We start from the raw sequence: 25851 nt of genomic DNA on the forward strand, positions 1-25851 counted from the left end.
ACTCGAATACACCCGAAGCACCTTCAAGCAGCGCCCATTTCAATTGATGGATCATCGTTGGATGAACACCTAACCTAGAGACAGTTTTTGGAAGCTTATTGGGCGTCCTCATCAAAGCGTACTGAAACGCTTGCCTACCGAGGTATCTTTTATGCATGAAAAGTGCTGGAAACTGCGCGCTCAGATGGGCGTTTTTACCGATAGTTGTTCAGCAGACATACAAGACAGAGTGCGCTGGGCTCTATTTGATGCCGCCTCACCAAATGGTTGTTGATCGTCAAACGATCAGAACGAGGCGTGTACAGCATTTCTAATAACCGAGAATTTGGTGAGATATTCGTGCTTCAGCGTTACGTGGGAAGCGCATATGACGGCGATCACGGCTAATTTTTTGAGATGTTCTGAATTCGGAGCGCTAGGTGGATACGGTTCAACTTTCCCCTTTGGCTTTCTGACCTCCGCAAAAAAGATAAAACCCGCTACCGAAAGGCAACGGGTTATGTTGCGGCAATAGGGGAAGATGTTGCTCACACCCGCGAACCTCAATGCCATTCGTGGCAAATTTAGCTGAGGGATCTGTCAAATGTCAACTCGCGCTACGCAGCATTGAGATGTTCCAAGGCAGCCTGAGTGCCGCCTCTGCTATGAGGCATACCGCTCTTGGCTAGGCCCATTTCTACGCCAGAAAGGGTGGCCATCAAACTTAGGTCGTTGAAGTCGCCCAAATGGCCAATACGGAACACCTTGTCGGCTACCTTGGACAGACCATTTCCTAATGAGATGTCATAGTGCTCAAGCGCCGTAGCACGAAACGCATCGGCGGAGTGACCTTCTGGGACCTTAACCGCAGTCAAGACGCCCGATTCCTGACCTTGATGTGTGCACAAAACCTCAAGACCCCAGGCGCGCACGGCAGCCCGTGTCGCGGCTCCGTGTCGGGAGTGACGGGCAAAAACGTTGTCCAACCCTTCCTCGTGCAACATGTCTATGGCCTCATTTAATCCATAGAGAAGATTGGTTCCGGGGGTGTAGGGAAAGAACCCCTTCTGATTTGGTCCGACCATATCTTGCCAATCCCAGTAACTTCGCGGCGTGGTCACGGATTTTGAGTGTTTTAGCGCCCGATCGCTCACGGCGTTGAAGCTCAGACCAGGCGGTAACATCAATCCTTTTTGCGAGCCGGAGACACACACATCGACCCCCCAGTCATCGAACCGAAAATCAATCGACGCAAGGCCGGAGATGGAATCCACGATTAGAAGTGCGGGGTGTTTTGCTGCGTCTATGGCCCTGCGCACCTCGTCAATTGATGAGACTGACCCGGTGGACGTTTCGTTGTGAACGACGCAAACCGCCTTGATGTCGTGCTGCTCGTCCGCACGTAGACGGTCTTCAATCTGATTGGGGTCCGCGCCGCCACGCCAATCTCCTTCAATCAGCTCTGGTTGCAACCCTAGTTTTCCAGCCAAGTTGCACCACATGAAGGCGAAATGCCCTGTTTCGAACATCAGAACTTTTTCGCCTGGCGAAACCGTGTTCACAAGGGCGGCTTCCCATGCGCCGGTGCCGGATGAAGGATAGATAAAGACGTTCTGTTTTGTCCTGAAAATCGTCTTCATGCCATTTAGGGCCTTATTTCCCACTTCAGCAAAATCCGGTCCTCGATGATCAATGGTCTGCGTGCTTATGGCTCTCAAGATTCGATCTGGCACAGCACTTGGCCCTGGAATCTGCAAAAAGTGTCTACCCGCCTGACGCATTTGAACTGATCCTTACGCTGGTGCCAAAAAAGTGGCGCTATTGCCTATTGCAAAAGTTAATTATGAATTCATTATTCAGTCAACGATGAAGTGAAGGGTCTAATTAGGCTTAAACGGAAGAGAAGGCGTACCTGATGGTAGAGAATGGATCGTTGTGCCGCCGACTGTTGTCTGATGTACGGGGGGAAGTGATGTCAGATCCGGCATCGCTTGCTCGATACTCGACCGATGCCTCAATCTATCAGATGATACCGGACGCTGTGGTGATCCCCCGGTCCACAGAGGATGTCCAAGCAGTAATGTCCATTGCGCGGGACGAAGGATGTTCGGTTCTGCCTCGCGGCGGCGGCACGTCGCAATGCGGGCAAACAGTCAATCAGGGTGTTGTGCTGGACAACACAAAACACTTGAATCGTATTCTTGACGTAGATGTTGAGAAACGTATTACGCGCGTTCAGCCCGGTGTTGTTCTGGATCAATTGAACCAAGCGTTGAAGCAGCATGGCCTGTGGTTTCCCGTGGATCCCTCAACAGCGTCTCGTTGCACTCTTGGGGGGATGGCGGCAAACAATTCTTCAGGTGGAAAATCTCTGCGATACGGGATCATGCGAGACAACGTCCGTGCGATAAACGCAATCATGGTTGACGGCACGGAAGCGCGGTTCAGCGCTGATACGGCCGCATCAGGCGATTTTTCGGATCTTGTTGGTGACATGCGCGCTCTTGGGCGTCGCGAGGCTGCTGAAATTGACGCTCGTTTTCCCAAAGTCCAACGCCGTGTGGGCGGGTACAATATCGACGCGCTCGTAGGTAACGACATCAACATGTCCCATTTGTTGGTGGGGTCAGAGGGCACATTGGCCTATTTCACAGAACTGGAATTAAGCCTGGCTCATCTGCCGAGCGCGAAAGTTACGGGTGTGTGCCATTTCCCGACATTCCGTGCTGCAATGGAAGCCACCCAGCAAATCGTGACACTCAACCCGCAGGCGGTAGAGTTGGTCGACGACACCATGATTGCCTTGGGGCGTGAAATCCCATTGTTTCGCGAAACGATTAATGCATTTGTTGAAGGCAATCCCGAAGCCCTGCTGCTGGTGGAATTCGCTGAGGGTAGCGCCGAGGCGAATGCCGCAAAACTGGTCGAGCTTTCGCAACTGATGGGAGATCTCGGGTTTGCTTTCAGCGGTGCGGAAAACCGGTGGGGCGGCGTTGTCTCTGTTACGGACAACTCTTTGCAGAATTCTATCGCCGAGTACCGAAAATCCGGGTTGAACGTCATGATGTCGATGAAAGAGGCGGGAAAACCAATCTCTTTTGTCGAAGATTGCGCTGTCCCGCTGCCCGACCTCGCCGAATACACCGCTGGCCTGACCGAAATCTTTGCAAAACATGGCACAAAGGGAACATGGTACGCGCATGCCTCGGTGGGGTGTTTGCACGTGCGCCCTGTGCTGAACATGCGGCAAGACAAAGACGCCCGGACAATGAGGGCTATCGCTGAAGAAACATTTGATATGGTCAAAAAATATAAAGGATCTCATTCAGGTGAACATGGTGACGGGATCGTAAGATCAGAATTTCATGAGAAGATGTTCGGTCAGCGTATCGTTTCTGCGTTTGAGCAGGTTAAGAACCGGTTTGATCCCGACGGGGTGATGAATCCCGGCAAGATCGTTAACGCGCCTGCCATGGACGACCGCAGACTGTTCCGCTATGGCCTAGATTATTCGGTTCCTGAATTCGAAACAACACTGGACTGGTCCGCTTGGCCGGGTTCCGGAGGAGGGTTTCAGGGCGCCGTCGAGATGTGCAACAACAATGGTGCATGCCGCAAGCTCAAGGGTGGCGTTATGTGCCCATCTTTCCGAGCGACCCGAAACGAGCGTGATGTTACGCGTGGACGGGCAAATACGCTGCGGTTTGCGATCAGCGGGCAGATGTCAGGCGGTTTGTCGTCCGATGCCATGTTGGGCACAATGAAGTACTGCGTGTCCTGCAAAGCGTGCGCTCGGGAATGTCCGACTGGCGTCGATATGGCGCGAATGAAAATCGAAGTATTGTCAGCAAAACGTAAAAAAGATGGGCTGACGTTGGTAGACAAATTGATAGCTTACCTGCCCCGATATGCACCAAAAGCCGCGAAAGTCGCGTGGCTTATGAATTTACGAAACAAAATTGCACCCTCGCGTAAGCTATTGGAGGGACCGACTGGTATTTCAGCGCGACGTAATCTGCCAGTGTGGTCTTCTGCTCCGTTCCGTGATGCCGAGGCTCAGGACAATGATCCGCAGGTGTTGCTGTTTGCCGATGTGTTCAACCGGTATTTCGAACCGGAAAACTTACGCGCCGCTGTCCGGGTTTTGCGGGCAACAGGACTTCGGGTGGCTGTGGCGCGAGACGATCGATCTGACAGGGCCTTGGATTGTGGGCGTACTTTCTTGGCTGTGGGTTGCGTGGATGAAGCTCGTTACGAGGCACAACGCGTGATTGACGCGACGCGAGAGGCGGTTGCAAAAGGTGTTCCGGTAGTCGGGCTCGAACCGTCCTCTATCCTCACTTTCCGGGATGAATTTATGGCGCTTTGCCCGGGGCCGGAAACGGAGATGTTGTCGAACGCAGCCCACACCTTTGAGGAATTCTTGGCCAAGCAGCCGGATTTGCCCCTGAGTTCGTTGGATCGCCCGATCTATGTGCATGGGCATTGCCACCAGAAAGCACACGATGCCGTCACACCGATGCTCAACCTTTTGAAACGTATTCCTGGGGCACAAGTTCACATGATTGAAAGCGGTTGTTGCGGCATGGCTGGGGCGTTTGGATATGCGCCTGACACTATAGATGTTTCGATAAAGATGGCACAACTCGACTTGTTCCCGGCGTTGGAAGCAGCACCTATAGACGCAGTTATCGTGGCAGACGGAACATCTTGCCGCCACCAAATCGCCGAAGGTACGCAGCGGAAGCCCATGCACGTCGCGCGCCTGTTGGATATGGTTCTTGATGTTTAGGAAATGGAAATGAACCTGACGGACAGCATTAATCGCCCGACACTTCACGAAGAACTGGTCGAAAGGCTACGCAACCTGGTTGTCGAAGATGTTCTAAAGCCGGGTGAAAAAGTGCCCGAGAAACAGCTTTGCGACTCGTTGGGGGTCTCGCGGACACCTTTGCGAGAAGCTTTAAAGGTGCTTGCATCAGAAGGCTTTGTGGTACTTCAAGCCAACCGGGGGGCCCGCGTCGCAAGTGTCACGCGAGAGGAATTGGAGAATACGTTTCCAGTGCTTGCGACGCTTGAGCAGCTGGCGGGAGAGTTGGCATGTCAGCACATGAACTCTGCGGAAATTCAACAGATCGAGCGTCGCCACAATGATATGCTGAAGGCCTATAAGTCACGTGATCGACAGGCATATTTTAAGGCCAATCAGGACATTCATCAGGCACTGATACGTGGCGCGCGAAACGACATTCTTGAAAGCCACCACAAGCTATTGGCGGCGCGGGTACGCCGCGCACGTTTTATGGCCAACTTGTCGGACGAGCGCTGGGCGCAGGCCATTGACGAACATGAAGCCATGATGGAGTTACTCAGGGCCCGTGATGCAGATGGGCTTGGAAAGTCTATGAAGCTTCACATGGTGAACAAACTTTCGGCCCTTGTGAAAGCGCTGGAGGCCGAGGGTGGGTCGCTTAGGTAACGTGTGGTCTAGTGCGTCTATCAGTTTCGCTCGGATACGCCGCTAGTCAGTCTTTAGAGCAAGAAATGGGGGCGTCAGCCCACAGTCCAAGGCAAGTTTGTTGAGGTCCCGACATAGGGCCGGGTTAAGCCTAACACCGTCTTTGCGGCGAGCCTCAGCGGCGGCCGTTTTGCCGTCGCCCGGCAGGCGCACGGGATCATGCCCGGGCAGGGGGGGAGATGCACGCATTTCAGAGAAGACGCGGGCTGCGTTAGAAGCAAAGTCATTGCCCATCCCAAAGGCTGCCGGATTGAGCGCCATAACGAACTGGCCGGTATTTGTGGATGAAGTTGTGTCCGAGGTGAAATTGACCACATCAGAGCCGAAAGCCGCGCCGTTCAAGACCCCGGCCATCAACCCGATTGCCACCGAAAGACCGAACCCTTTCGGACCGCCGATTGGCAAAAGAAACCCTTCTGACTTTAGGGCGGGGTCCGTCAATGGGTTTCCATCACGCCCAACCATCCAGCCTTCGGGCATAGGCTTGCCTTGCTGCAGCAGGGTTTTGATCTTACCCATCGCCGCTACGGTCGTCGCCATATCAAACACAAACGGGTCGGGACCATCGGCGGGGGCGGAAAAAGCAATGGGATTGGTACCAAGAAGCAAGTCGCTACCGCCATAGGGCGGGACGTGGTTCGCGCTGCCCACTGCCGCGGCCATACCAAGCAGCCCTGCCTCGGCTTGTGGACGTACATAAAGTGCCAGTGGTCCCGCATGATTGCCGCGCCGAACACCAACCCATCCGATGCCGGCCTCTTTTGCCTTTTCAATTGCAAGATCCCGAGCCGCCGACATAGCCAGATGGCCGAGGCCGTTATCTCCGTCGATCAAAGCGGTTGCAACGGTCTCATGTACTACTGTGACTTTTGGCGTAGGATTGGAGCCACCTCCCACCAGCCGGGCTAGGTACTGTCGCAGGCGAAAAACACCGTGCGTGCCATAGCCATAAATGTCGGCCTCAACCATCGTCGAGGCCACCTTGTCCGCATCTGATTTTGGCACACCTCGAGTTTCGAGTGCGGCCGCCACAAATTCGCGCAGGGTGTGGCAGTCAATTTTCAATGGCTCAGAAGTCATCTCTTCCCACCTGTTCCTTGTGCCAGAACACCAATTTACGCTGTGTCCAAACCACCGACGCAAATACGACCAGACCGACAAGGCTGAGATACAGGATTAACGAGAAGACGCGCGGCGTGTTGAGCTGCGAGGCCGCAACCCGGATAAGTTCGCCAAATCCCTTGCCACCACCCAGAAATTCTCCTGTGATCGCACCAGCCATTACGCCGACTGCTCCGATCTTGAGACCGGTAAAAATTTGCGGCAGGCCAGTCGGCAGTTTCATCTTGAACAATGTCTGCATCCGACTTGCGCCCATCGTCTTGAAAAGCATACGCGCGTTTTCGTCGGCAGCGTGAAGCCCGGCCGCAGTACCAACAACGATTGGAAATGTCGCGATAAAGGCAGCAAGCGCGACCTTTGATTCAATGCCAAAACCCAACCACGCTACAAAGAGTGGGGCAAATGCCACCTTTGGCATGGTATCTATGGCCACCAGGTAAGGCATCACTGCCTTTTCACCAAATGCCGTTTCCCCCACCAATACGCCCAGCGAAAAACCGATCGCGATTGCCAGCGCAAAACCATAGATAACTTCTTTGATTGTGATCCACAGCGCCCCAAGCATGTAGCCGCCAGTCAATAGGTTTTGTCCCACGAAGATCATATCTTTCAGGGTTTCCATCGGTGTCGGCAAAATGATTGGGGAAACCAGCCCAAGGCTCGTGACACTTTGCCATGTGCCCACGAAAACCACGAAGACAAAGGTCATCGCCAGCCAGCGTGGAACTGAGTCGATAAAGTGAATTTTCTGTTCCCATACCGTGTCTTCTGCGGTGTCAGAATCCTTTAGGGAAGGTGAGTGGTTATGAACGTCGCTCACATTTCTTCTCCCTTATCCAGGAGGCTGCGAATGTAGTCTACAATAGCGCCAAACTTGGGCGTGGTCATCATATCCAACGTGCGTGGGCGCGGCAGGTCGACCTTCACGATCTCGGCAATCCTGCCCGGGCGTGGTTTCAACACGACGATTTCATCGGACAAAATCACGGCTTCCTGAATAGAGTGCGTAACAAGGAAAGCAGTCGCATCCTGTTCATGGCAAATCCGCTGCAGTTCCATATTCATCATGTCGCGTGACAGCTCGTCCAGCGCGCTGAATGGTTCGTCTAACAAAAGCACGGCTGGTTCTGTGATCAGCATACGGCAGATTGAGGCGCGCTGAGCCATGCCGCCAGACAATTCGTTCGGATATACGTTTTCGAATCCCTTTAAACCCACGATGTCCAAAAGTTCGTGAGCCTTGCTCATTGCTTGCTTGGCGGCTGCCTTTCCGTCGCGGATCTCGATTGGCAACACGATGTTTTCCACTGCTGTTTTCCAGGGAAATAGTGTTGCCTGTTGGAACATCATACCAATGTCTCGCCGGGGACCGGTCACTGGCAGGCCCTGTAGGATCACACGCCCTTTGGTAGGGGGGATCAGACCCGCCATAATCTTGAGCAGAGTGGATTTCCCGCACCCGCTGGACCCAATGACAGAAGTGAAGCTTCCTTTCCGAAGCGTCAGATTAATGTCCTCAAGCGCAACAACAAGGTTGCGTGCATAGGTCTTGCTTAAATGGGTCAATTCGTAGACCGGCGTGCCCAAGGGCGCGCCGGAAAACTCTTGTGCGGCTGCAGCGTTCATTTGCTGGCGGCCTCGTTGCCAATGGCGGCAAATTCATTGGTCCAGGCGGCGTTCAAGTCATCAAGCGGTCCCGGAATTTCGCCCCCTGCGACGAGCGCGTCTTGCCATTCTTGCCAAACTTCGGCGGGATACCATCCCAGACCATTGCTTGGATCCGCTGCTATGGTCTTCGAGCGTACGGCATCGAACAGCGCTGCCTGGAATTCCTTGTCTTCGCCTTCCTGCGGATTGCCGTCCGCCAAATGCTTCAGCACAGCTTCACGGTTAGCATCATCGAGAGCAAAGGCATGGCCACGTGCGAACGCGCGGCTCCAGGCCTCAACCAATTCGCGATCGTTGGCGATTGTGTCAGCCATTGTGGCGATACCGTTTCCGAAGAAACGCCCGAATTCCGCAGGCGTGATGTCACGCACCTTCATTCCGCGCTGGTTCAGGATTGCTGTATCAGCCGTCGAAGCAGAATATGCGTCGATTTCGCCGTTCAAGAAAGCTGCTGTCGCCGGGCCGCCGTCGCCAACGGTAAGAAATGTGAAATCCTCACCTTCTTTCATACCTGCACCGGTCAAGACGTTTCGTGCAAAACCCACTTCGGCACCGTCTGCGGTGCCGGTTCCGATGACCTTTCCGCGCAGTTCCTCAACGCTTTGGACTTCAGAGTCTTCCGGCACTGCGATGCCGAAGTTGCTGCGTGCCGCAACGTTGTAGATATGTACGGCATCCACATCGCGCGACCGCGCTGCAATCAGAGGCCCGGGTCCCGGGCGACCGAAATGCGCTTGCCCAGCAGACAATGCCTGAAGCACGGCGCCTGAGCCGTTGATAGCCTCGACGGTCACGTTCAATCCTTCATCTGCGAAGTACCCTTCGCCAATGGCGACAAACACAGGAAATGAGTTGATTGCCGAAGGGCTTGGTTGCACGAAGGTGATTTCACGCAAGTCTTGCGCAAAACCCATTGTTCCTAGTGCTCCTGCTACCGGAACAGCAGTAAGCAGGGACGCTGTGAAAGTCCTTCTGTTCATCATTGTAGTCTTCCTCCCTTGAATGTTGACGCCTCACAGCGAATGCTGCGTAGGAGCCATTATACGGCGCGCACTGTGTTCCTTAGCGTGCCGATTTCGGAAACCTCGCAAACTACGACGTCCCCGTTTTTCAAAAACTGCGGCGGTTCCATTGCGTATCCGACGCCTGATGGCGTACCTGTCGCAATGATGTCTCCCGGTTCTAGTGTCAGGCCTTCTGACAAGGATGCGATTAACGTTGGAATGTCGAATATCATGTCCGACGTCATCCCGTTTTGGCGCTGCTCACCGTTAACTGTCAGTCCGATTGACAGAGCTTGCGGATCGCTGATGGCATCGGCGGTCACGATGTAAGGACCAATTGGGCAAGATCCATCAAGCCCTTTGCCTTTGAAGTACTGGCCGCCATGGCGGCGCTGTATGTCTCGGGCGGTTATGTCGTTCAGAATAGAATACCCAAAGACATGATTAAACGCATCTGCCTTGGTGATGTTACGCCCGCGCTCCCCAATCACGACTGCCAACTCGACTTCGTAGTCGATGGACTGCGAAACCGAAGGGAAAAGTAGGATGTCGGCGTCTGGTGAAACGACCGAGGTCGGCGGCTTGGTAAAGAAAACCGGATGTTCGGTGATGCCGATTTTCTCTTTTTGCGCCCGTTCGCCTTCTGCGATGTGCTCAGCGTAGTTTCGCCCCACACAGAACACGTTCTTACGTGGCGTGGGAATGGGCGACAGAAGAGGCGCGCCTTCGGGGACGAGTAAGTCCTTGAGTTCGCCTGCCTCACCCGCAGCAACAACGGCGTTTAACGCCTCCAGCGCGGTCTGACCGCCTTCGATAATCAGCTGCATCGTGCTTACATCAAGAGCCGTATCCGGCATGAGCATCTTAATCGCACGCGAAACATCCAACCTGCTTCCGTTAGCAAGCATTGCGACACAAACGGCGTGGCCATCTAATGAAACAGTCGCTAAACGCACTCGGCTCTCCTCCTACATGCTGGCGCCCACTTAGGTCACCGATCTTGGCAGGCGACTCAGATTTGGTTGTCACTTGCCCTTGAGTTTTTGCCGACTTGGCGTTTCAATCAATCAACCAATCAGCAAATTGGGTGGCAATGTGAGTGAGCCTTCAGAACTTTCGCAACGTGTCCGGGACCTGATCGACAATGCGGGATACCGGCACAACGATAGGCTTCCGCCTGAAAGGGAACTGTGCCAATGGCTGGGCACAACCCGAAATCAGCTGAGGCGCGTATTGGCCGAACTAGAGGCGCAGGGGCTTATCTGGCGGCATGTGGGTCGGGGCACGTTCGTTGGTGCCCGACCGGTTCTCAATTTAACGGACGTGACCTATTTGGGTGCACAGATCAAGCCTGAACAGGTTGTAGGTGTTCGGTTTACCATCGAGCCGCAGCTTAGCCGCCTTGCCGCGCTTCATTCTACGCGTTCGGATCGCGAGCAAATGAGGCTCTGCGTTGAGAGGTGCCGAGCCGCAGAAGACTGGCGCACATATGAAGCATGGGACAATAATTTGCATCACGCGATAGCCCGGGCAACGCGTAATCAGCTTTTCCTGTATTTCTTCGAGACTCTGAATTCCGTTCGAAGGTCCATTGTGTGGGGACAACCCCGTAAAACCTATAAACCCCCCGATGATTATTCCAGCTTTCGAGAGCATGACTTGATCCTGTCAGCGATATCGAGCGGAGACGGAGAAGAGGCGGCGCAGGCCATGTTGGCTCATCTAAGATCCGTTTACTCCCGTGTGTTGCCAGCTAGTCTTGAGGCCGACCACTAAACTAGAACCCGACCAATTTGGGAAATGGTTGGGCTAAGCTGCGGCTGAACCTCTTGCAAATCGACGGTCACATTGGCGATGACTGAGACAAGAGCTACGTCTTTTCGGGCGTGGCACAGCACCGATCGGAACAAGGCCTCAGATTGGCAAACCGATCTTTGGCAGCGAAGTGTTCAGGAGGAAAGCGATGCACGATCACGAAATTCCCGCGGTGAAGGTTCACGAAATACCGGTAGAAGGCGGTGGCATATTCCCGGTACGTCGGGTTTATTGCATTGGTCGAAACTACGCGGCGCACGCCATAGAAATGGGCCACGACCCAAATCGTGAACCCCCATTTTTCTTCCAAAAGAACCCTGACAACCTCGATCCATCCGGAGAATTTCCATATCCGGCTCACAGCTCGGACGTACATCATGAAGCTGAAATGTATGTGGCGCTTAAATCCGGCGGGACGAATATTTCTGTGCAAGATGCTCTGGATCATGTCTACGGCTACGGGCTTTCACTGGATATGACCCGTCGAGATCTACAGGGCGAAATGAAGAAAATGGGTCGTCCTTGGGAAATCGGGAAGGCGTTTGAGCGCTCAGCTCCATGCGGACCGGTGCACAAAGCAGAAGATGTTGGGCCACTCGACGAAGGCGCAATTCGCCTATCGGTGAACGGAGAAATTCGGCAGGAAGGTGATTTGAACCAGATGATCTGGAAAGTCCCTGAAATGATCTCTTACCTGAGCGATTACTTCGAACTTGCCACCGGTGACGTTATCCTGTCTGGCACGCCCTCTGGCGTTGGTCCAGTAAACCGCGGCGATGTATTGGTGCTGTCGGTCGACAAATTGGGTAGCCTAACTGTCAAGGTAACTTAGCAACCACACCAAACCCACTCCGCGAAATAGGCCAACGCTTTTGTAAACGGATCCCAGATGCCCCACTTAGTCGCCGAATTGATCGCACCCCATTCTGGCACTGCAAATGCTATCGGTGCCCCAGGTCGGTCTTGGTTGAACTACCTCGGGCTGCGTGAGCTTTGTGTAAATGTCAAAAAAGATCTCCATCAGATCGGAGTAGGTCGTGGCGACCGAGTGGCAATTGTGTTGCCCAACGGCCCAGAGATGGCGACGGCCTTTATATCCGTCGCCCAAGTGGCGACGACGGCACCTTTGAACCCGGCGTACACGCACGAAGAATACGTTTTCTACCTCAAAGATCTGAAGGCCAAGGCCCTTCTTGTAAACGAGAACGACGATGGACCTGCCGTAAAAGCTGCTAGGGACCTTGGCATCGCTATCTTGAGGGCCTCTCACGATCGCTTACATTCGGCCGGTCAGTTTTCCATTTTGCCCTGTGACCCAATTGGTACGGCTGACACATCCGCACCGGGTGAAGATGATGTCGCCCTGATACTGCACACGTCAGGAACAACGTCGCGTCCCAAAATCGTTCCTCTGACGCAGGCTAATATCTACGCATCCGCGCGAAATGTGGCGTCGTCTTTGAAACTGACAATCGACGATCGCTGTCTGAGTATTATGCCGCTGTTTCATATCCACGGGTTGATTGCGGCTGTTGCCGCGTCTTTAGGTGCTGGATCTCAAATTAGCTGCGCCCCCGGGTTCAACGCTCTTAGTTTTTTCTCTCAGGTCGCTGAAGTTAATCCGACGTGGTACACCGCAGTTCCGACAATGCATCAAGCTATACTTGCCCGAGCTGCACGAAACCAATCGATCATAGAGCAGTCGCGGTTGCGCTTTCTTCGGTCTTCTTCTGCTTCGTTGCCGGGCCCGGTAATGGAAGAGTTGGTGGCAACTTTTAATGCGCCCGTCATCGAAGCCTACGGCATGACTGAGGCGACACATCAAATGTGTTGCAACCCTCTTACTCCCCAAACGCAAAAACCCGGATCTGTTGGAATAGCAGCAGGCCCCGAAGTCAGAATTGCAGACGAAAACGAAAATATTCTGATCTCTTCGCGGGACGTCGGAGAAATCGTTATCAGCGGTCCGAACGTGACGCCGGGATACGAAAGCAACCCGCAGGCAAATGCGGACAATTTTTTTGAAGTGGACGGAAAAACTTGGTTTCGCACTGGCGACCAGGGATCATTCGACGAAGAGAATTATCTGCGACTGACCGGTCGTCTTAAGGAGCTTATCAATCGCGGTGGAGAGAAAATCAGTCCACTTGAGGTTGACGCTGTACTCTTAAGCCACCCAGAAGTCGCTCAGGCAGTTTGTTTTGCCGTTCCCCACGAAAGACTGGGTGAAGACATAGCGGCAGCTGTGGTGCTTTCAGAAGGAGCGACGATCCAAGGTCAGGAGGTCAGGGCTTTTGTCGGCGCGCGGCTCGCAAAATTCAAGGTGCCGACTTCGGTGGTTGTTCTTGAAGAAATTCCAAAAGGCGCGACTGGCAAGATACAAAGGATCGGACTAGCTGCTAAATTGGGACTGGCAAAGGCTTAGACACATGAAAGTTTGTATCTTTGGTGCCGGAGCTATCGGAGGTTACGTTGCCGCGAAACTTTCACAGACTGATACAGAAGTCAGTGTCGTCGCGCGTGGCCCCCACTTGGCGGCAATGCAGGAAAAAGGACTGACCCTTCTTGAGGAAGGGCAGGATCCGGTTAGCGTTCCAATACGCGCTTCAGACAATGCTGCCGATCTCGGCCCACAAGATTATGTCTTCATCACACTGAAAGCGCATTCCGTCCCAGCAGTCGTAGACTCAATGCAGCCGTTGATTGCAGACGAGACAACCGTGGTAAGTGGAGTGAACGGCGTGCCCTGGTGGTACTTCCACAAACTGGGCGGCCCGTACGAGGGGACGAGGTTGGCGTCAGTCGACCCGGGTAATGTACAATGGGACGGTTTTGGGCCAGATCGCGTCCTCGGATGTGTTGTCTATCCAGCCGCCGAGGTCATTGCTCCGGGATCAATTAAGCATATCGAAGGTAATCGTTTTTCGTTGGGCGAGCCCGATGGTGCTAAATCAGACCGTGCTGTCAAGCTTTCGGCTGCGCTATCCGCTGCCGGACTGCGTGCGCCCGTCAGACCAAGAATCCGGGATGAAATTTGGTTGAAACTGTGGGGTAACTTGTCGTTCAACCCGATTTCCGCTCTTACCCACTCAACACTTGATGTCCTGTGTGCCGACGAAGGCACACGCTCCGTGGCACGCGGAATGATGCTCGAGGCTCAGGAAGTCGGTGAAAAACTTGGTGTAAAGTTCCCGATAGATGTTGAAAAACGCCTCGACGGCGGAGCGGCTGTCGGTGCGCACAAAACCTCTATGTGGCAGGATTTGGAGTTGCGCCGACCGATGGAAATTGATGCCTTGGTCACTTCAGTGCAAGAACTGGGGCACCTTACGGGTATCTCAACGCCCACAATCGATACCGTCGCATCACTGATCAAACTGAGGGCAAAGGTCGCAGGTCTCTACTAAAGTCTCTGTGGGCCTTGCACCGCGCGCATGCTTGAGGCGGATAACTGGGGCTGGTTCGAACGTGTCATCCCGCGTCTTTGGGAGTATTCCTGCACCTTCGATGTCATTTCGCTCATCGTTTTGGGTTGGAAATGCTTGACGTTTGGGTCGGAATTGAGTGACGCGATTTGTTCGATTCTTGAGGTTATGGTCGTCGATTGAGTCAAAGAACTGTGATGCTATACAACATCTGTAAGGCGACACATAGTTCTACCACCAGTGACAAAACCTTGCCATTTTCGAGTCACTTCCTTCACCCAGCACCCAGACCGATTTCATTGATCTTGACTTCATTTTTGGGAAAATCAGGGCTGATTTGCAGATCAGACGCCGAAGGCGCATGTTCCTGCTGATCTGCCAAGTGGCGAACGCGGATGGGGCGAGTCAATGCTATTCGAAAATAGTTGTGCGGCCCGCAGGCGCAGCCGAGGACGCGGTTTTGTCTAATTGGGTTGCCCAAAGGGGAACACCATAGCTTAATTTTGTATTGTCTGCGCTTGCGCTCACCTTTGCAATGGTTTTGAACGACTTCAGGATGTCAGCTAGGTACTTGGAGTCGTAATCGTAGTTGCGGTCGGTATTTGCTTCGGGCATCGGTTTAACTCCCTACGGCGTCGCAATGCCTGCCTTTTATTCGTGGAGTTTGAGCGGGTCGAGAAACGGGTTGAGATAGAGTTTGTCATGACTCTCAACCCCGGTCTCCAATGCGATGTCGGACGTCGCGCGTGCCACACAGAGGATTACGTAGCCGTTCGCGATCTGGCTATTGTTCAGCGCGGCCTTTCGGCGCTGTTCTCCATGCCTGTTTTCAGTTTCGCGGCACAGGTCATGCAGCCGCCGTAGTTGCAGCTAAAGGGCAGATCAAGGTCAACTATCTGCCTGTTATCGTGGTTCCTGTAACAATCGTTCCGAAAACCGAGTGTGCGCCGAGAAGATTGACCGAAACTGCTTAGCCAGCCAACTAACCCCGGTTTCTAGATTAGAATACGGAGAATTTTGGAGAAAAACCTGCGATGTTATTCGCAATCCGACAACGGATTACTTGCCTGCGATTTTCTTGTAAATTCAGATGATGTCGTCTGCCTCATGTTGAGTAAGGCCAATTTGGGAAAAGACTTCAGATGATATTCCGCAGCTTTTTTTCGTGATGCGTAGTGCTGTCTTCATACGCCTTAGCGGCGTTTTCTATAGGCGTCATTGTCGCAGCTGAAACCGCAGAAGCGGCTTTGCCTAGACGATGCGAGGTTTTTGGAGTTGAAGGGGGAGATATGCTGAAATTGCGTGCGGGACCTGGAGTGGGTTTTAACGTGATCGTGGGTCTTCCAAATGGAACAGTTCTAGGAGTTCACAGTTGCGAGCAAACCGGTGGCACCCGGTGGTGCCGTGCGTCCTTACAACGCGCGCGTGGGTTGAAGGGGTATGTTTCTTCGGCATATTTGAAAAAAATCTGAACTAATAGTGGTTAATGCCGTCGTTATTGGCGACGCCCTCAAGATGCTGATGGGGTACTTCGTTTCAGCTCTGTTGACGCGCTTCCATTTTGAAGAATTTTCAGGCCCACGGGCCAGAAAGAACCCATACCTGCCGTTTCGGAGCTATTTGATCGTTGTGTCGGCATTCGTCAGGTTTGGATCTCATTGCTGGCCTTTGACGCCCTCTTTGAGCTAAGACCTGCGCTTGCGCCGGCAGTATTTGTAAGAGGACGACCATCAGAAGGGAGTTTCATAATTGAACCTTAGGTTAAATTGGAATTGGTGAATGCACCCTTCAACCTATCAAAGTTCCCCTGGCTATTTTCAAAAAGATAGAGTTACGCAGGTCAAGTTTGCCGAAGCGGTGATGCCAATATTGCCCTCCAATAAACGTTGCCGTTCACTGATAGGGATGCCGGTTCCGAGACAAATATGGAAATAGTTTCACGACATTGGATTCGAAGTCGCACAAGTCAAATAGCGAAAAAGGCTGCAAAATATTGTGGATCAGTTATCTATATGTTGTTCGACACAACAGTATTCCTTCTGTGCTCGCAATGCCGACATCTTAGTAGGGAGAGTTCAATGTCCATGACGGCCCGCCGTGCAAACACTGCTGCGCATTCCATCCAGAAAGTCGAAGCCTTCTTTACATCCTACAATGCTGCGGTGAAGGAAACGCCTGCTGTCGCAGATTTTACATTTGGCAATCCGCACGAAATGCCCCTGCCCCGTGTCGTCGATGCGCTGAAGACACACGCCGAACCTCAGAGTGTGGATTGGTTCGCGTATAAAACCAACGAAGCGGATCCGTGCGCGTTTCTGGCTGACGCCCTATCTGAGGAGTTGGGACTTCCGTTCGAGGCGGAAGACATCGCGCTGACCAAAGGCGCTTTCGGGGCCATCAAGATGTGTTTCACCATGCTTCTTGAGCCCGGAGACGAATGCATCGTGCCGCTGCCGGGCTGGTTCTGCTATGGGCCAATGCTAGCCGCAGCCGATGCCAAAGAGGTTCAGGTGCCTCTGGATCCAGACAATTTTGACATTGACCTTGAGGCTATTGCAAGCGCCATAACCCCGCGTACCAAAATCGTGGTTGTTAATACGCCGCACAACCCGACGGGTCGCATATACTCGCGTTCTGATCTGCAACAGCTTGCCGACCTGCTCGAGGCTAAGTCAGCTGAGATCGGTCATCGAATTTGGATTTTGTCTGACGAACCCTACCGCCGCATTCGGTTCGACGGCATTGGCTTTACCACACCGGCAGCCGTCTATCCGCACACATTGATCGACTATTCTTACGGGAAAATTCTCCTCGCGCCCGGCCTGCGCCTTGGTTACCTTGCGATCTCTCCAACCTTGCCTGCAGCGGAACGAAAAGAGCTTCAGACTCTGCGGTTTGCCGTGCAGATGGCGGATGGTTGGAATGTCCCGGATGCTCCATTGATCTATGCGCTGCCGGACCTTGAAAACGTCTCAATCGACATTGCCGCCCTCGCTCGCCGACGCGAACGAATGCTTGGTGCTTTGGGTCAGTGGGGATACAGGATGACAAGGCCAGAAGGCACCTTTTATCTATGGGGGAGAGCCCCGGGCGGTGACAGCGATGCCTTTGCTGAATGTCTTCAAAAGCAAGGCGTTTATGTGATGCCAGGAACAGTTTTCGACCGCCCAACGGATTTTCGCATTTGCCTTACCGCTACTGACGAAATGATAGAAGACGCAATGCCTGCATTTCAGGCGACTGCAAACCAAATGCTAAAATGAAAGCTGGCGTCAGATCGAGTTAAGGGCATCTCGATTGTGTGACAGCTTTGTTGCGCATATCCGAAACCAAGCGTTCTTTAGCGGTGACTTCGAATGTCCGCGACGAGCCCTGAGCCGTCAATTCCGTACCAACTAAGTGCAGCGGGTGTATTCGTTAGGTCGCAGCCTGAAGCGGACATTCAAATCCAAGCTTTGCGGGTTACGAGATGCGCAACAAACTGCGCTTTCACTGCAGTTGCGCGATGGTCAGCCTTCTATTCCGGAACTACCATCAGACCAACCGCTTGGGCCCCGGCGACGATATTGCTGGCGATGTAATGCCCGAGTGTACGTAGTTCGGCGTCGGGGAACGATATCGGGGACCTGCGCTGTAATGAGGGCTGCCGCGTGGGCCGCGCGGACACCATTGGGCGAATCCTCGAATGCAGCGCAGTTTGACGGATCGTGACCCAGACGTGCCGTGGCATGTAGGTAGATATCTGGCGCGGGCTTGCTGGCAGCGACCTGATGGTTGCCTACTACGTCGCGAAAAAGCGCGCCGAAACCCGCTCGCTCGAGATGCAGATGCGCCTTTTTCGTCTGGGTGCTGGTGGCGATGAAGTAAGGTGTTTCTCGCTCGCGCAGGTGTTCTGCCATCGCGCGCGCACCCGGTTTGACGGGGATGCAATCCGCCAGCCGTTGCGCGGTTTCAGCGTCCCAGACGGCATCAAATTCTGCCAGATTGACGCGTCCCGCTAGCCCTTCGTTCAAAAGTCGACGTCCTAGTGCACGGTTCGTGCCGACTAGCCGCCGGAACAGTTCGTCGTCTTGCGGCAAAGGCCTTTTTGATGCACGCCCAGAACGCCTTTGTCGAAAAGGCCCTATGCCAGTAAACCTGACGAATCCATGGAAACCGTGAAAGTTTTTTCCATGCAAAGAACAAAAAAATAGCAGTAATCGCGCGTTTATGAGCGCGCCTTCAGTTGGCCACTCCGAGGCCAACCACTCGCCTGTCTCAAACGCTTTGAGGGAATGCTCACATCTTGTACAGAATGAGGGCAGTTCCGCTCCTTCACAAGACTGGGCTTTATTTGGGGAACGTGACCATCGAAACGCTACCGTACGACTTTACATTAATTGTCTTTTCCCGGTCTCAATGGAATTGGGGTTTTCAGTTGAAACAAGAGTACAGACGAAACTCTGAAAACGGGGCTTTGCAACGTTACCCAATTGGAACCTCTTCAGGGTACACTTCGCTGGCAAAGTGAAGAAGTTAACATTGCCGAAATCATTGAGAGCCACCTGCCTTACTCTAAAGATTACGCCACCCAAGAACTACAGACCCAAATATCTGAACTGACTGGGAATAGTTCATAATCTGCAATTGAACTTGATATGATCTACCCTTCGCACGGCGAAAATACTAGTTTCTACCAGTGTAGTTCCGGGGATTTGCTTCTTCTGGGGCTTTTGCCGGGCGGCCTTCAACCGACAAACTACAAGAGTTGGCATCTGGGTGTGAGGGCTTTACCAATAAGGTTTGAGCCGTTGGCGTCGGAATGAACCACAACGCTACGTTGTAGGCTATGCCTTTCAAGTTGTGGCTTTCGTAACGCAGTGTAATGCGGCTGAATACGGTGTCATGAACGTCCCGTCGCTGCACGGAGCGACGACAATATAGAATTCAATTTTCGACCGGTCATGGAGTCGCCCAAAGCAGCTTCCAGAACGTTTGCCGTTTCCTCATCTGTTACGTCTCTGACTTTGCCAACAAGTGCGGTGCGGGCCTACGGCAGCCGATCAATTTGTCCGTTGCTTGTAGTACGTGTCCTTATGGACAATCAGCCCGTCGCGGTAGGTCAGGATGTCGACGCTCAGGAACTCTTCTTTCGTGCCATCCTTATGCGTCGCGGTTCGGCGGTATTCGCAATAGGCTTTATTGCCGGAGATGGCGCAGTCCAGCGTGTCCCAATGGACGTTATCGACTTTTTCGAACAACCCGGAGAAAGCGCCGCGGATCGTATTGGCACCTTCAAGCCGGACGCCATGCTCGTCGGGGCCAACGGCGTGATCAAACGTAGCATCCTCAGCGAAGTGCTTCATCACGGCGTCGATGTCGTTGGCGTTGAAGGCATCTCCGACAGAGTCGACAAGATCTCGGGTCAAAGCGGTCATGTGTGCGGTCCTTTTCCTTGAAGCATATTGCATGTGTGTTTGAAGAAGGGGCTTGCCCGGTCAACAAGCGTGTTCAACTCGTCAAAATGATCAACGTCGGGCACAACATAGAGGTCCATTTGGCGGTCTTGGGTCTCGTATTTTTCGACATACATGCGCGCTTGACGGTGGAATTCATCCGTTTCCGCGCCACCAACAACAACCAGCTGCGGTGCATTTGTAACCGGGGGATGGTTGGTCATTGGGCTTTCGGCCTCGGACTCTTCCGGGGTCATCCGGATGCCGGCATTGAGTGCTTCTGTCAGACGCACCGGTTCGAGGTAGCTGAGCGGTGAAACCGGGATGCCGGATTTGATCAGGTCTGCTGGAAGATCCGCTCTGAAAGCAGGCCAATTGGTCGCCATCATCATCTGGGTGATATGGCCGCCAGCCGAGTGGCCCATCACAGTGATACGGTCTGGATTGACGCCCAAATCGCGCGCGTTGCGCCAAATATAGTCAATTGCTTCGCGGGCTTCTTCGGAAATTTGCGTGATTGTCACGGATGGGCAAAGATCATAGCCAATGACAACAACGTTAAACCCCGCCGCGACAAAGGGCGGGGCAATGAAGCTGTAGATTGACTTGTCGCCGCGCTGCCAATAACCGCCGTGTACATAAACGAGCGTTGGTGCTTTCGCGTCTAGGCAGCGGAAGACATCCAGTTTTTGTTTCTTGCCTTCTCCATAACGGATATCGAGGCTGCAATCGGTTGAGGCGCGTGCAGCCTCGCTGTCGCTGCTCCAGCTCGGGATGACAGTGACTTCATAGTCCGGTCGTCCTGCCCGCAGATTGTATTGCGCGTCGAACTTATCGGGGCTGAAGCGGGTGTGATAGGTCAGGTGATCGCCCATACTAAACCTCTAGTTGAGGCGCGGAGAAGAACGCACCTTGGCAAAAGACAAGTGGGGGAACACCCACGTGGGTGTAGTTGATGACGCAACCCAACAGGATTTCATGATCGTCTGCGTCGACCCTGCCGTGGACCGTACATTCCAATTGCGTCGAGGCACTGAGGATCAAGGGCGTCACGGTTCCAGGTATCCATTTAGTGTCGGTAAACCGGTTTTCGACATCACTGGCGAAGTGCATCGCAAGGTCTTTCTGCTCGGCCGACAGGATGTTGACCGCGAAATGATCCGAATTCGACAACGTCGGGAAAACCCTGCCTGATTTTGCGACACAGACCGAGATCACCGGCGGCTGCAATGAGACCGAAGTGAATGAATTGGCGGTCAGGCCCCACGGTTCTCCGTCCTCGTCATAGGCGGCTACGATGGCAACACCCGTCGGAAAGGTGCCAAGTGCGCGGCGATAGTCCCGGACGTCCATCAGAGCACCCCTTCGCTGGCACAAGCTTTTTCTAACGCAGCCCATTCGTTGGGATTGGTCCCGAAATGGCGCATAACGTGATCCTGATATGCGGGACGTTCCACCAGCCGCTGATACCAGGCCTCGACATTCGGCAAGGGCGGGCGGGCGACTTCGACGTTGAAATACCGATAGGCAACACACCCCAAAGGAATATCCGCCATGGTAAAGTTGTCGCCGCAGACATAGGCTCTGTCCGCGAGATGCTGATCCAGAATGGTCAGGGCGTGATGCGCTTCGTCGCGCAGCATGGCGATCTTTTCCGGGTCGCGCTGATCAGGGTGAGTGCGCACGGTTGCAAAGAACAGGTAGATCACGGGCCCAAAGGCGCGGCTGGCCGACCACTCCATCCATTGATCCGCTATCGCACGGGTCTGAATGTCGGAAGGGCTCAGCGTTCCTTCGCCGTAGCGGTCACAGAGATAGCGCACGATGGCGAGACTTTCCCACAACGCAAAGTCTCCGTCGCGGATCGCCGGGATCATCTTGTTCGGATTGATCATCGCGTACATTTCAGTGTCGAGCTTGCCAAAGCTGCCCCCGGCCAGTTGCAGCGTGTAGTCCAGCCCCAGCTCATTCGCCGTCCAGATCACCGGAATGACGTTCGACGAATAGGGACGCCCCCATACCTCAAGCATGTTCCAGCATCCTTTTCTGGGCGATGGATTGTGTGCCGAATTTCGGAACAACATGCTCGAACAGACGATGCCAGCTGGCGAGGATCATTTCGTACGGCACACCGGTATATTGCTGCATCAGCATGAGGTGATCGAGGCCGATGGTTTCCTGCCGTTCTGCAAACCGATCCGAAACATATTCAGCGTCGCCCACCACGATGATCCCGCGTTTGTTGAGGAAATCGAACCAGTCCATATTTTCATCCTCGGGTGTCATCTCTTCGCCCACGTCCAGATAGCCGTGCTTGGTCCATTCCCCCTTGGGGCGCGACCCGCCAAGGAATTCGTAGTAGGCATTGATCGGACCACGGATCGTGTTCACTGCTTCTTCCATGCTTTCACCGACATAAAACGCCGTGCAGACACCGACACGCTCGCCAAGCTTCACCTCGCGCCTTTCGCGTTGCGACAAGGCTTGGCGATAGGGTTCCCAACAGGCCAGCGTCGCCTTGGGGCCAGCTGCCATTGAGATCACACCCCAACCGCGCTCCCCCGCCAATTTGAACGTGGGCGGTGCGTTCGACATCAGCCAGACCGGCGGATGAGGATTGGAATAGGGGCGCGGATGCACATACATCGCTTTGTATTCGCCATCTTCATCGTGATAACGCGGGTCCAAAGGGTCAAAGAACCGGTTGCTCTCTTTCCAGCCGGGGACCGGGAACTGATAGAATTCACCGTGATGGGTGAAGGCCTCGTTGGTCCAGGCTTTCAGGATGATCTCAAGGCTCTCTTGATGCAGCCGCATAACCTTGGCATTGTCGCGCCGGTCTGCATCCTTGTTGAACTGGATGGTCGAGCGTTCGTTGATACCCTTGGCAACGCCGAAATCAAATCGGCCCAACGACATGTTATCAAGCATCGCGGCATCTTCGGCGACACGCAGCGGGTGCCAATCGGGCAGGATGATGGGGGCTGTTCCGACTCGGAGTTTCTTGCAATGCGCGGCCACGTGGGTCCCCATTTGAATCGGGTTGGGCGGCGCATTCATATACCCGTTATGGGCAAAGTGATGCTCGGTGAACCACGCAGTTGTGAAACCCGCCTGCTCAGCCAGCGAACACTGTTCGAGGATCACCTCCAGCGTGCGTTTCCAGGGAATCGTCTCACCGGGACTAAAATTGGCAATCAAATCAAAGCGCATAGCATCCTCCCAGCCGGTAGAAAATCAGTTGATTTTTTTCCCGTATTTCAACTAAGTTGATTTGTACTCCAAAAGTCAACCACAATCATTTATGTCAAAGACATGAACAAAGACGTGTCTCAAACCGATGCACAAAGGCTCGGCAGTGAAATTCGCGAAGTCCGCAAGGCGCGTGGACTGACGCTACAACTCCTGTCCGAGTCGGTTTCGTGTTCCAAAGCCTATCTCAGCAGGATTGAGCTTGGGACGGCCAAGGTATCAGAAGACCTGCTTGGCGAAATCAGCGATGCGCTTGCGGTTGACCCCAATTGGTTCTTTCCCAAACAGGAGGGCGACGGACCGCTGGAGCGAAAGCACGTCGTGCGCCGCGAGAACCGTAGGGCACTGTCCGCGATGTACACGCGCTCAACAGATGAATTGGGCTTTGAGGACGAATTGCTTTCAAGCACATTGTCCGGCCATTGTTATTTGATCCTATCAAGGTTCCGCCCAGGTGCAGGAGAGCCGCCCGAGCCGCTGGAAGGTTATTCATTTGAAGGTGAGCAACACGCCATCGTGCTAAGCGGTGAAGTTGAGTTACGTCTCAGGGACGAGGTCATTTCATTGCGCGAAGGGGATAGCTTTTCCTATCCATCAATGATCGCTCACCGATTTCGCAACAAGACAGAGAAAGAAGCGACAATGGTCTGGGCAATGTCGCCGATACGCATTACGTGGTGAGTGTTGGCCTGCTATTGCTGATGCAATAATTGCTTTTGTGTGTGGTGCACTGAAAACGACCCGCAACTTGCGACTTCATTTTGACCGTGTTGCTTTTTCTACAAAGCAACAAAATAACTGCTGTACTGTCCAACCTTCGGATCTGGTATGATAGATTTACGTCGAGACCCGTTGTTTGTTTTATTGACAAGAAAGTCGGTTTTGTCCGCTCTCGGAAAGTGCAGCTCAGGGCTCCTTCGACACCTTCGCCGCTAGTTCGATGAAGGGCAGCTTTTCGTATTGGGTCAGAAATGCTTGACGTTTGGGTCAGAATTGAGTGACGCGATTCACTGATTTATTCAGGTTTTGGCTGTCGATTGAGTCAAAGGTCAGTGAAGTGCCACATTTCCTGTGTAAGGCAACGCATAGTTCTGCCACCAGCGACAGAACCTTGCCATTTTGGCGTCACTTCCTTCCGCCGGTACCTAGACCGACTTCACTGATCCTGACTTCCATTTGGGAATATCAGGGCAGATTTGGAGATCAGACGCCGAAGGCGCAGCCGAGGATACGTTGTTGTCTAATAGGGTTGCCCGAGGGGGAAGGCAGCGTCTTACCCCTGATGGCCAGGGGCGTTTGGCTTGTTCAAATCCCGCTGGCCCCAAAACAAGTGCGTCGGTGCGGGCTGCGTCGTAACTCTTCGCGCCAGAACACGTTGTTTTTCTACAGAATAGGCGGATTGCCGGCGTTTGCCGCAGGAGCAGTGCAAAAGAGGTGTGACCCACCGAAATACCGCGCTTGGCCATGAGTTCTTCCCGGCCCCGACAGAACACACCGCAGCGGACACAGAAGAACACTGAGAACAGGAACACGTCATTCAGATTCTGTTTACCTTCGGAAGAAATCATAGGCCAGCATTCGTTTGGATACTGCCGTTCGCTAGACAGGCGCTTCCACCACTTAAAAATGTTCAAAAAATTGCGACAGATCTCATGACAAGCAACCGAGCTTCGTTACAAAACTTTCGCCACACTGACACATAGTCGTCGAACACCGCCTGTAGCTGACCGCCAACATGAAGTGGAGGTGGCCTGTGCTGCGTATCGAAAAACTGACCAAGCGATTTGGCGACAATATTGCCGTGGATACTGTGACGCTGGATGTGGACAAGCCCTGTGTGATCGGCATCATTGGGCGGTCCGGCGCGGGCAAATCTACTCTGCTGCGGATGATCAATCGCCTGACCGATTCCAGCGAGGGTCGGATCCTGGTCGAAGGCCGCGACGTGACGCAGTTGAAAGGCCGCGAGAAGCGCGCTTGGCAAGCGGAATGCGCGATGATCTTTCAGCAGTTCAATCTGGTACCACGTATGGATGTGGTCTCGAATGTTTTGAACGGAACGCTGAACCGCCACTCCACGCTGGCAACCATGTTCAACCTGTTTCCGATGGAAGAGATCCACCGCGCCATCGACATTTTGGATCGTCTTGGCATTGCCGAGCATGCACCCAAACGCGCCGAGGCCCTGTCGGGCGGTCAGCAACAGCGCGTCGCCATCGCACGGGCGCTGATGCAGGACCCGCGGATCATTCTGGCGGATGAGCCCATTGCCTCGCTGGATCCTATGAATGCTCAGGCGGTGATGCAGTCCTTGCGCCGAATCCACGAAGAGGATGGCCGCTCTGTCATCGCCAACCTGCACACGCTGGATACCGCCCGCCGCTATTGTGACCGCGTCGTCGGTATGCGCGATGGACGTATCGTTTTCGACGGGTTGCCCGAGCAACTGACAACTGGCGTGGCCCGCGAAATTTACGGCGCCGACGCCAGCTTCTCGGAAGAGGCAACTTCGACCCAGATTGAAACACTCGACGCGACCTCAAAAGCGTTGATGGAAGCCGAGGCGACCATCTAGGCCCAATTCACCCCTTTCATCGACCGGCCGATGAAAGGCCGGCGCATCAAACCGGAGA

At 53.7% G+C, this 25851-nt stretch carries 25 protein-coding genes; 11 read left to right on the top strand and 14 right to left on the bottom strand.

What is annotated here, in order from left to right; translation table 11 throughout:
* Positions 1 to 596 precede the first annotated feature (596 nt).
* Complete coding sequence (locus QMP16_RS15130) at positions 597 to 1760, bottom strand: pyridoxal-phosphate-dependent aminotransferase family protein (protein WP_282153051.1); 1164 nt, start codon at positions 1758 to 1760, stop codon at positions 597 to 599.
* Positions 1761 to 1951: 191 nt separating this feature from the next.
* Between QMP16_RS15130 and QMP16_RS15135 the strand changes: the two genes are divergently transcribed.
* Both QMP16_RS15135 and QMP16_RS15140 read left to right on the top strand, forming a co-directional pair.
* Positions 1952 to 4771: an FAD-binding and (Fe-S)-binding domain-containing protein gene (locus QMP16_RS15135; RefSeq protein ID WP_282153052.1), complete on the top strand. Its 2820-nt coding sequence runs from the start codon at positions 1952 to 1954 to the stop codon at positions 4769 to 4771.
* A gap of 9 nt (positions 4772 to 4780) precedes the next feature.
* A complete protein-coding gene (locus tag QMP16_RS15140; RefSeq protein WP_282153053.1) occupies positions 4781 to 5458 on the top strand; it encodes a GntR family transcriptional regulator in 678 nt (225 codons plus the stop codon).
* A 42-nt stretch (positions 5459 to 5500) separates the two neighbouring features.
* Here the strand turns inward: QMP16_RS15140 and QMP16_RS15145 are convergent, their stop codons facing one another.
* The 5 genes from QMP16_RS15145 to QMP16_RS15165 form a co-directional block, all read right to left on the bottom strand.
* The gene (locus tag QMP16_RS15145) at positions 5501 to 6577 is read right to left on the bottom strand and encodes an Ldh family oxidoreductase (protein ID WP_282153054.1); all 1077 of its coding nucleotides are present in this window, start codon (positions 6575 to 6577) and stop codon (positions 5501 to 5503) included.
* Complete coding sequence (locus tag QMP16_RS15150; protein WP_109312708.1) at positions 6567 to 7439, bottom strand: ABC transporter permease; 873 nt, start codon at positions 7437 to 7439, stop codon at positions 6567 to 6569. Before QMP16_RS15150 ends, QMP16_RS15145 begins: the two co-directional genes overlap by 11 nt.
* Complete coding sequence (locus QMP16_RS15155) at positions 7436 to 8245, bottom strand: ABC transporter ATP-binding protein (protein ID WP_282153055.1); 810 nt, start codon at positions 8243 to 8245, stop codon at positions 7436 to 7438. Before QMP16_RS15155 ends, QMP16_RS15150 begins: the two co-directional genes overlap by 4 nt.
* On the bottom strand, positions 8242 to 9201 hold the full coding sequence (locus tag QMP16_RS15160; protein ID WP_282153056.1) for an ABC transporter substrate-binding protein: 960 nt from the start codon (positions 9199 to 9201) through the stop codon (positions 8242 to 8244). The genes QMP16_RS15155 and QMP16_RS15160 overlap by 4 nt, the downstream gene beginning before the upstream one ends.
* A gap of 125 nt (positions 9202 to 9326) precedes the next feature.
* Positions 9327 to 10199 (bottom strand): fumarylacetoacetate hydrolase family protein, encoded by an 873-nt coding sequence (locus tag QMP16_RS15165; protein ID WP_282153057.1) that lies wholly within the window; start codon positions 10197 to 10199, stop codon positions 9327 to 9329.
* A 187-nt stretch (positions 10200 to 10386) separates the two neighbouring features.
* On the opposite strand from QMP16_RS15165, the gene QMP16_RS15170 reads away from it, so the two are divergent.
* The 5 genes from QMP16_RS15170 to QMP16_RS15190 all read left to right on the top strand — a co-directional run bounded on the left by QMP16_RS15170 (position 10387) and on the right by QMP16_RS15190 (position 14714).
* Positions 10387 to 11067, top strand: a complete 681-nt coding sequence (locus QMP16_RS15170) for a FadR/GntR family transcriptional regulator (RefSeq protein WP_282153058.1) — start codon at positions 10387 to 10389, stop codon at positions 11065 to 11067.
* Positions 11068 to 11254: 187 nt separating this feature from the next.
* Positions 11255 to 11938 (top strand): fumarylacetoacetate hydrolase family protein, encoded by a 684-nt coding sequence (locus QMP16_RS15175; protein ID WP_282153059.1) that lies wholly within the window; start codon positions 11255 to 11257, stop codon positions 11936 to 11938.
* A gap of 57 nt (positions 11939 to 11995) precedes the next feature.
* On the top strand, positions 11996 to 13531 hold the full coding sequence (locus QMP16_RS15180) for an acyl--CoA ligase (RefSeq protein WP_348774603.1): 1536 nt from the start codon (positions 11996 to 11998) through the stop codon (positions 13529 to 13531).
* A gap of 4 nt (positions 13532 to 13535) precedes the next feature.
* Positions 13536 to 14513, top strand: coding sequence for a 2-dehydropantoate 2-reductase (locus QMP16_RS15185; protein WP_282153061.1), 978 nt, complete (start codon positions 13536 to 13538; stop codon positions 14511 to 14513).
* 27 nt (positions 14514 to 14540) lie between these two features.
* Positions 14541 to 14714, top strand: a complete 174-nt coding sequence (locus tag QMP16_RS15190; protein WP_282153062.1) for a hypothetical protein — start codon at positions 14541 to 14543, stop codon at positions 14712 to 14714.
* 228 nt (positions 14715 to 14942) lie between these two features.
* Here QMP16_RS15190 and QMP16_RS15195 read toward each other — a convergent pair whose 3' ends face one another.
* Positions 14943 to 15146, bottom strand: a complete 204-nt coding sequence (locus QMP16_RS15195; protein ID WP_282153063.1) for a hypothetical protein — start codon at positions 15144 to 15146, stop codon at positions 14943 to 14945.
* A 176-nt stretch (positions 15147 to 15322) separates the two neighbouring features.
* Positions 15323 to 15427 carry a 2Fe-2S iron-sulfur cluster-binding protein gene (locus QMP16_RS15200; RefSeq protein ID WP_348774606.1) on the bottom strand — a complete coding sequence of 35 codons (105 nt, stop codon included), beginning with the start codon at positions 15425 to 15427 and terminating at the stop codon, positions 15323 to 15325.
* A 393-nt stretch (positions 15428 to 15820) separates the two neighbouring features.
* Here QMP16_RS15200 and QMP16_RS15205 point away from each other — a divergent pair, with 393 nt between their 5' ends.
* Both QMP16_RS15205 and QMP16_RS15210 read left to right on the top strand, forming a co-directional pair.
* Positions 15821 to 16003 (top strand): SH3 domain-containing protein, encoded by a 183-nt coding sequence (locus QMP16_RS15205; RefSeq protein WP_432653409.1) that lies wholly within the window; start codon positions 15821 to 15823, stop codon positions 16001 to 16003.
* A 606-nt stretch (positions 16004 to 16609) separates the two neighbouring features.
* On the top strand, positions 16610 to 17794 hold the full coding sequence (locus QMP16_RS15210) for an aminotransferase class I/II-fold pyridoxal phosphate-dependent enzyme (RefSeq protein WP_282153064.1): 1185 nt from the start codon (positions 16610 to 16612) through the stop codon (positions 17792 to 17794).
* A 246-nt stretch (positions 17795 to 18040) separates the two neighbouring features.
* Here QMP16_RS15210 and QMP16_RS15215 read toward each other — a convergent pair whose 3' ends face one another.
* The 6 genes from QMP16_RS15215 to QMP16_RS15240 form a co-directional block, all read right to left on the bottom strand.
* Positions 18041 to 18775: an HAD family hydrolase gene (locus QMP16_RS15215; protein ID WP_348774604.1), complete on the bottom strand. Its 735-nt coding sequence runs from the start codon at positions 18773 to 18775 to the stop codon at positions 18041 to 18043.
* Between the two features lie 798 nt (positions 18776 to 19573).
* On the bottom strand, positions 19574 to 19948 hold the full coding sequence (locus QMP16_RS15220) for a nuclear transport factor 2 family protein (RefSeq protein ID WP_282153066.1): 375 nt from the start codon (positions 19946 to 19948) through the stop codon (positions 19574 to 19576).
* A complete protein-coding gene (locus QMP16_RS15225) occupies positions 19945 to 20841 on the bottom strand; it encodes an alpha/beta hydrolase (protein WP_282153067.1) in 897 nt (298 codons plus the stop codon). Before QMP16_RS15225 ends, QMP16_RS15220 begins: the two co-directional genes overlap by 4 nt.
* 1 nt (position 20842) lies before the next feature.
* Positions 20843 to 21319, bottom strand: a complete 477-nt coding sequence (locus QMP16_RS15230) for a flavin reductase family protein (protein ID WP_282153068.1) — start codon at positions 21317 to 21319, stop codon at positions 20843 to 20845.
* A complete protein-coding gene (locus QMP16_RS15235; protein ID WP_282153069.1) occupies positions 21319 to 21996 on the bottom strand; it encodes a glutathione S-transferase family protein in 678 nt (225 codons plus the stop codon). Before QMP16_RS15235 ends, QMP16_RS15230 begins: the two co-directional genes overlap by 1 nt.
* Positions 21989 to 23179, bottom strand: coding sequence for an LLM class flavin-dependent oxidoreductase (locus QMP16_RS15240; protein WP_282153070.1), 1191 nt, complete (start codon positions 23177 to 23179; stop codon positions 21989 to 21991). The genes QMP16_RS15235 and QMP16_RS15240 overlap by 8 nt, the downstream gene beginning before the upstream one ends.
* Before the next feature lie 102 nt (positions 23180 to 23281).
* Here QMP16_RS15240 and QMP16_RS15245 point away from each other — a divergent pair, with 102 nt between their 5' ends.
* Both QMP16_RS15245 and phnC read left to right on the top strand, forming a co-directional pair.
* Positions 23282 to 23899: a helix-turn-helix domain-containing protein gene (locus tag QMP16_RS15245; RefSeq protein ID WP_282153071.1), complete on the top strand. Its 618-nt coding sequence runs from the start codon at positions 23282 to 23284 to the stop codon at positions 23897 to 23899.
* 1072 nt (positions 23900 to 24971) lie between these two features.
* Positions 24972 to 25793, top strand: coding sequence for a phosphonate ABC transporter ATP-binding protein (phnC, locus tag QMP16_RS15250; protein WP_282153072.1), 822 nt, complete (start codon positions 24972 to 24974; stop codon positions 25791 to 25793).
* Positions 25794 to 25851: the final 58 nt, after the last annotated feature.

The sequence above is a fragment of the Ruegeria atlantica genome (assembly GCF_947495585.1).
Taxonomy (GTDB): Bacteria; Pseudomonadota; Alphaproteobacteria; order Rhodobacterales; family Rhodobacteraceae; genus Ruegeria; species Ruegeria atlantica_G.

Coding starts and splice junctions, on each gene's coding strand:
- QMP16_RS15130 (WP_282153051.1), bottom strand. CDS start 1,760: ATGCGTCAGGCGGGTAGACACTTTTTGCAGATTCCAGGGCCAAGTGCT.
- QMP16_RS15135 (WP_282153052.1), top strand. CDS start 1,952: ATGTCAGATCCGGCATCGCTTGCTCGATACTCGACCGATGCCTCAATC.
- QMP16_RS15140 (WP_282153053.1), top strand. CDS start 4,781: ATGAACCTGACGGACAGCATTAATCGCCCGACACTTCACGAAGAACTG.
- QMP16_RS15145 (WP_282153054.1), bottom strand. CDS start 6,577: ATGACTTCTGAGCCATTGAAAATTGACTGCCACACCCTGCGCGAATTT.
- QMP16_RS15155 (WP_282153055.1), bottom strand. CDS start 8,245: ATGAACGCTGCAGCCGCACAAGAGTTTTCCGGCGCGCCCTTGGGCACG.
- QMP16_RS15160 (WP_282153056.1), bottom strand. CDS start 9,201: ATGGGTTTTGCGCAAGACTTGCGTGAAATCACCTTCGTGCAACCAAGC.
- QMP16_RS15165 (WP_282153057.1), bottom strand. CDS start 10,199: ATGCTTGCTAACGGAAGCAGGTTGGATGTTTCGCGTGCGATTAAGATG.
- QMP16_RS15175 (WP_282153059.1), top strand. CDS start 11,255: ATGCACGATCACGAAATTCCCGCGGTGAAGGTTCACGAAATACCGGTA.
- QMP16_RS15180 (WP_348774603.1), top strand. CDS start 11,996: ATGCCCCACTTAGTCGCCGAATTGATCGCACCCCATTCTGGCACTGCA.
- QMP16_RS15185 (WP_282153061.1), top strand. CDS start 13,536: ATGAAAGTTTGTATCTTTGGTGCCGGAGCTATCGGAGGTTACGTTGCC.
- QMP16_RS15190 (WP_282153062.1), top strand. CDS start 14,541: ATGCTTGAGGCGGATAACTGGGGCTGGTTCGAACGTGTCATCCCGCGT.
- QMP16_RS15195 (WP_282153063.1), bottom strand. CDS start 15,146: ATGCCCGAAGCAAATACCGACCGCAACTACGATTACGACTCCAAGTAC.
- QMP16_RS15205 (WP_432653409.1), top strand. CDS start 15,821: ATGCTGAAATTGCGTGCGGGACCTGGAGTGGGTTTTAACGTGATCGTG.
- QMP16_RS15210 (WP_282153064.1), top strand. CDS start 16,610: ATGTCCATGACGGCCCGCCGTGCAAACACTGCTGCGCATTCCATCCAG.
- QMP16_RS15220 (WP_282153066.1), bottom strand. CDS start 19,948: ATGACCGCTTTGACCCGAGATCTTGTCGACTCTGTCGGAGATGCCTTC.
- QMP16_RS15225 (WP_282153067.1), bottom strand. CDS start 20,841: ATGGGCGATCACCTGACCTATCACACCCGCTTCAGCCCCGATAAGTTC.
- QMP16_RS15230 (WP_282153068.1), bottom strand. CDS start 21,319: ATGGACGTCCGGGACTATCGCCGCGCACTTGGCACCTTTCCGACGGGT.
- QMP16_RS15235 (WP_282153069.1), bottom strand. CDS start 21,996: ATGCTTGAGGTATGGGGGCGTCCCTATTCGTCGAACGTCATTCCGGTG.
- QMP16_RS15240 (WP_282153070.1), bottom strand. CDS start 23,179: ATGCGCTTTGATTTGATTGCCAATTTTAGTCCCGGTGAGACGATTCCC.
- QMP16_RS15245 (WP_282153071.1), top strand. CDS start 23,282: ATGAACAAAGACGTGTCTCAAACCGATGCACAAAGGCTCGGCAGTGAA.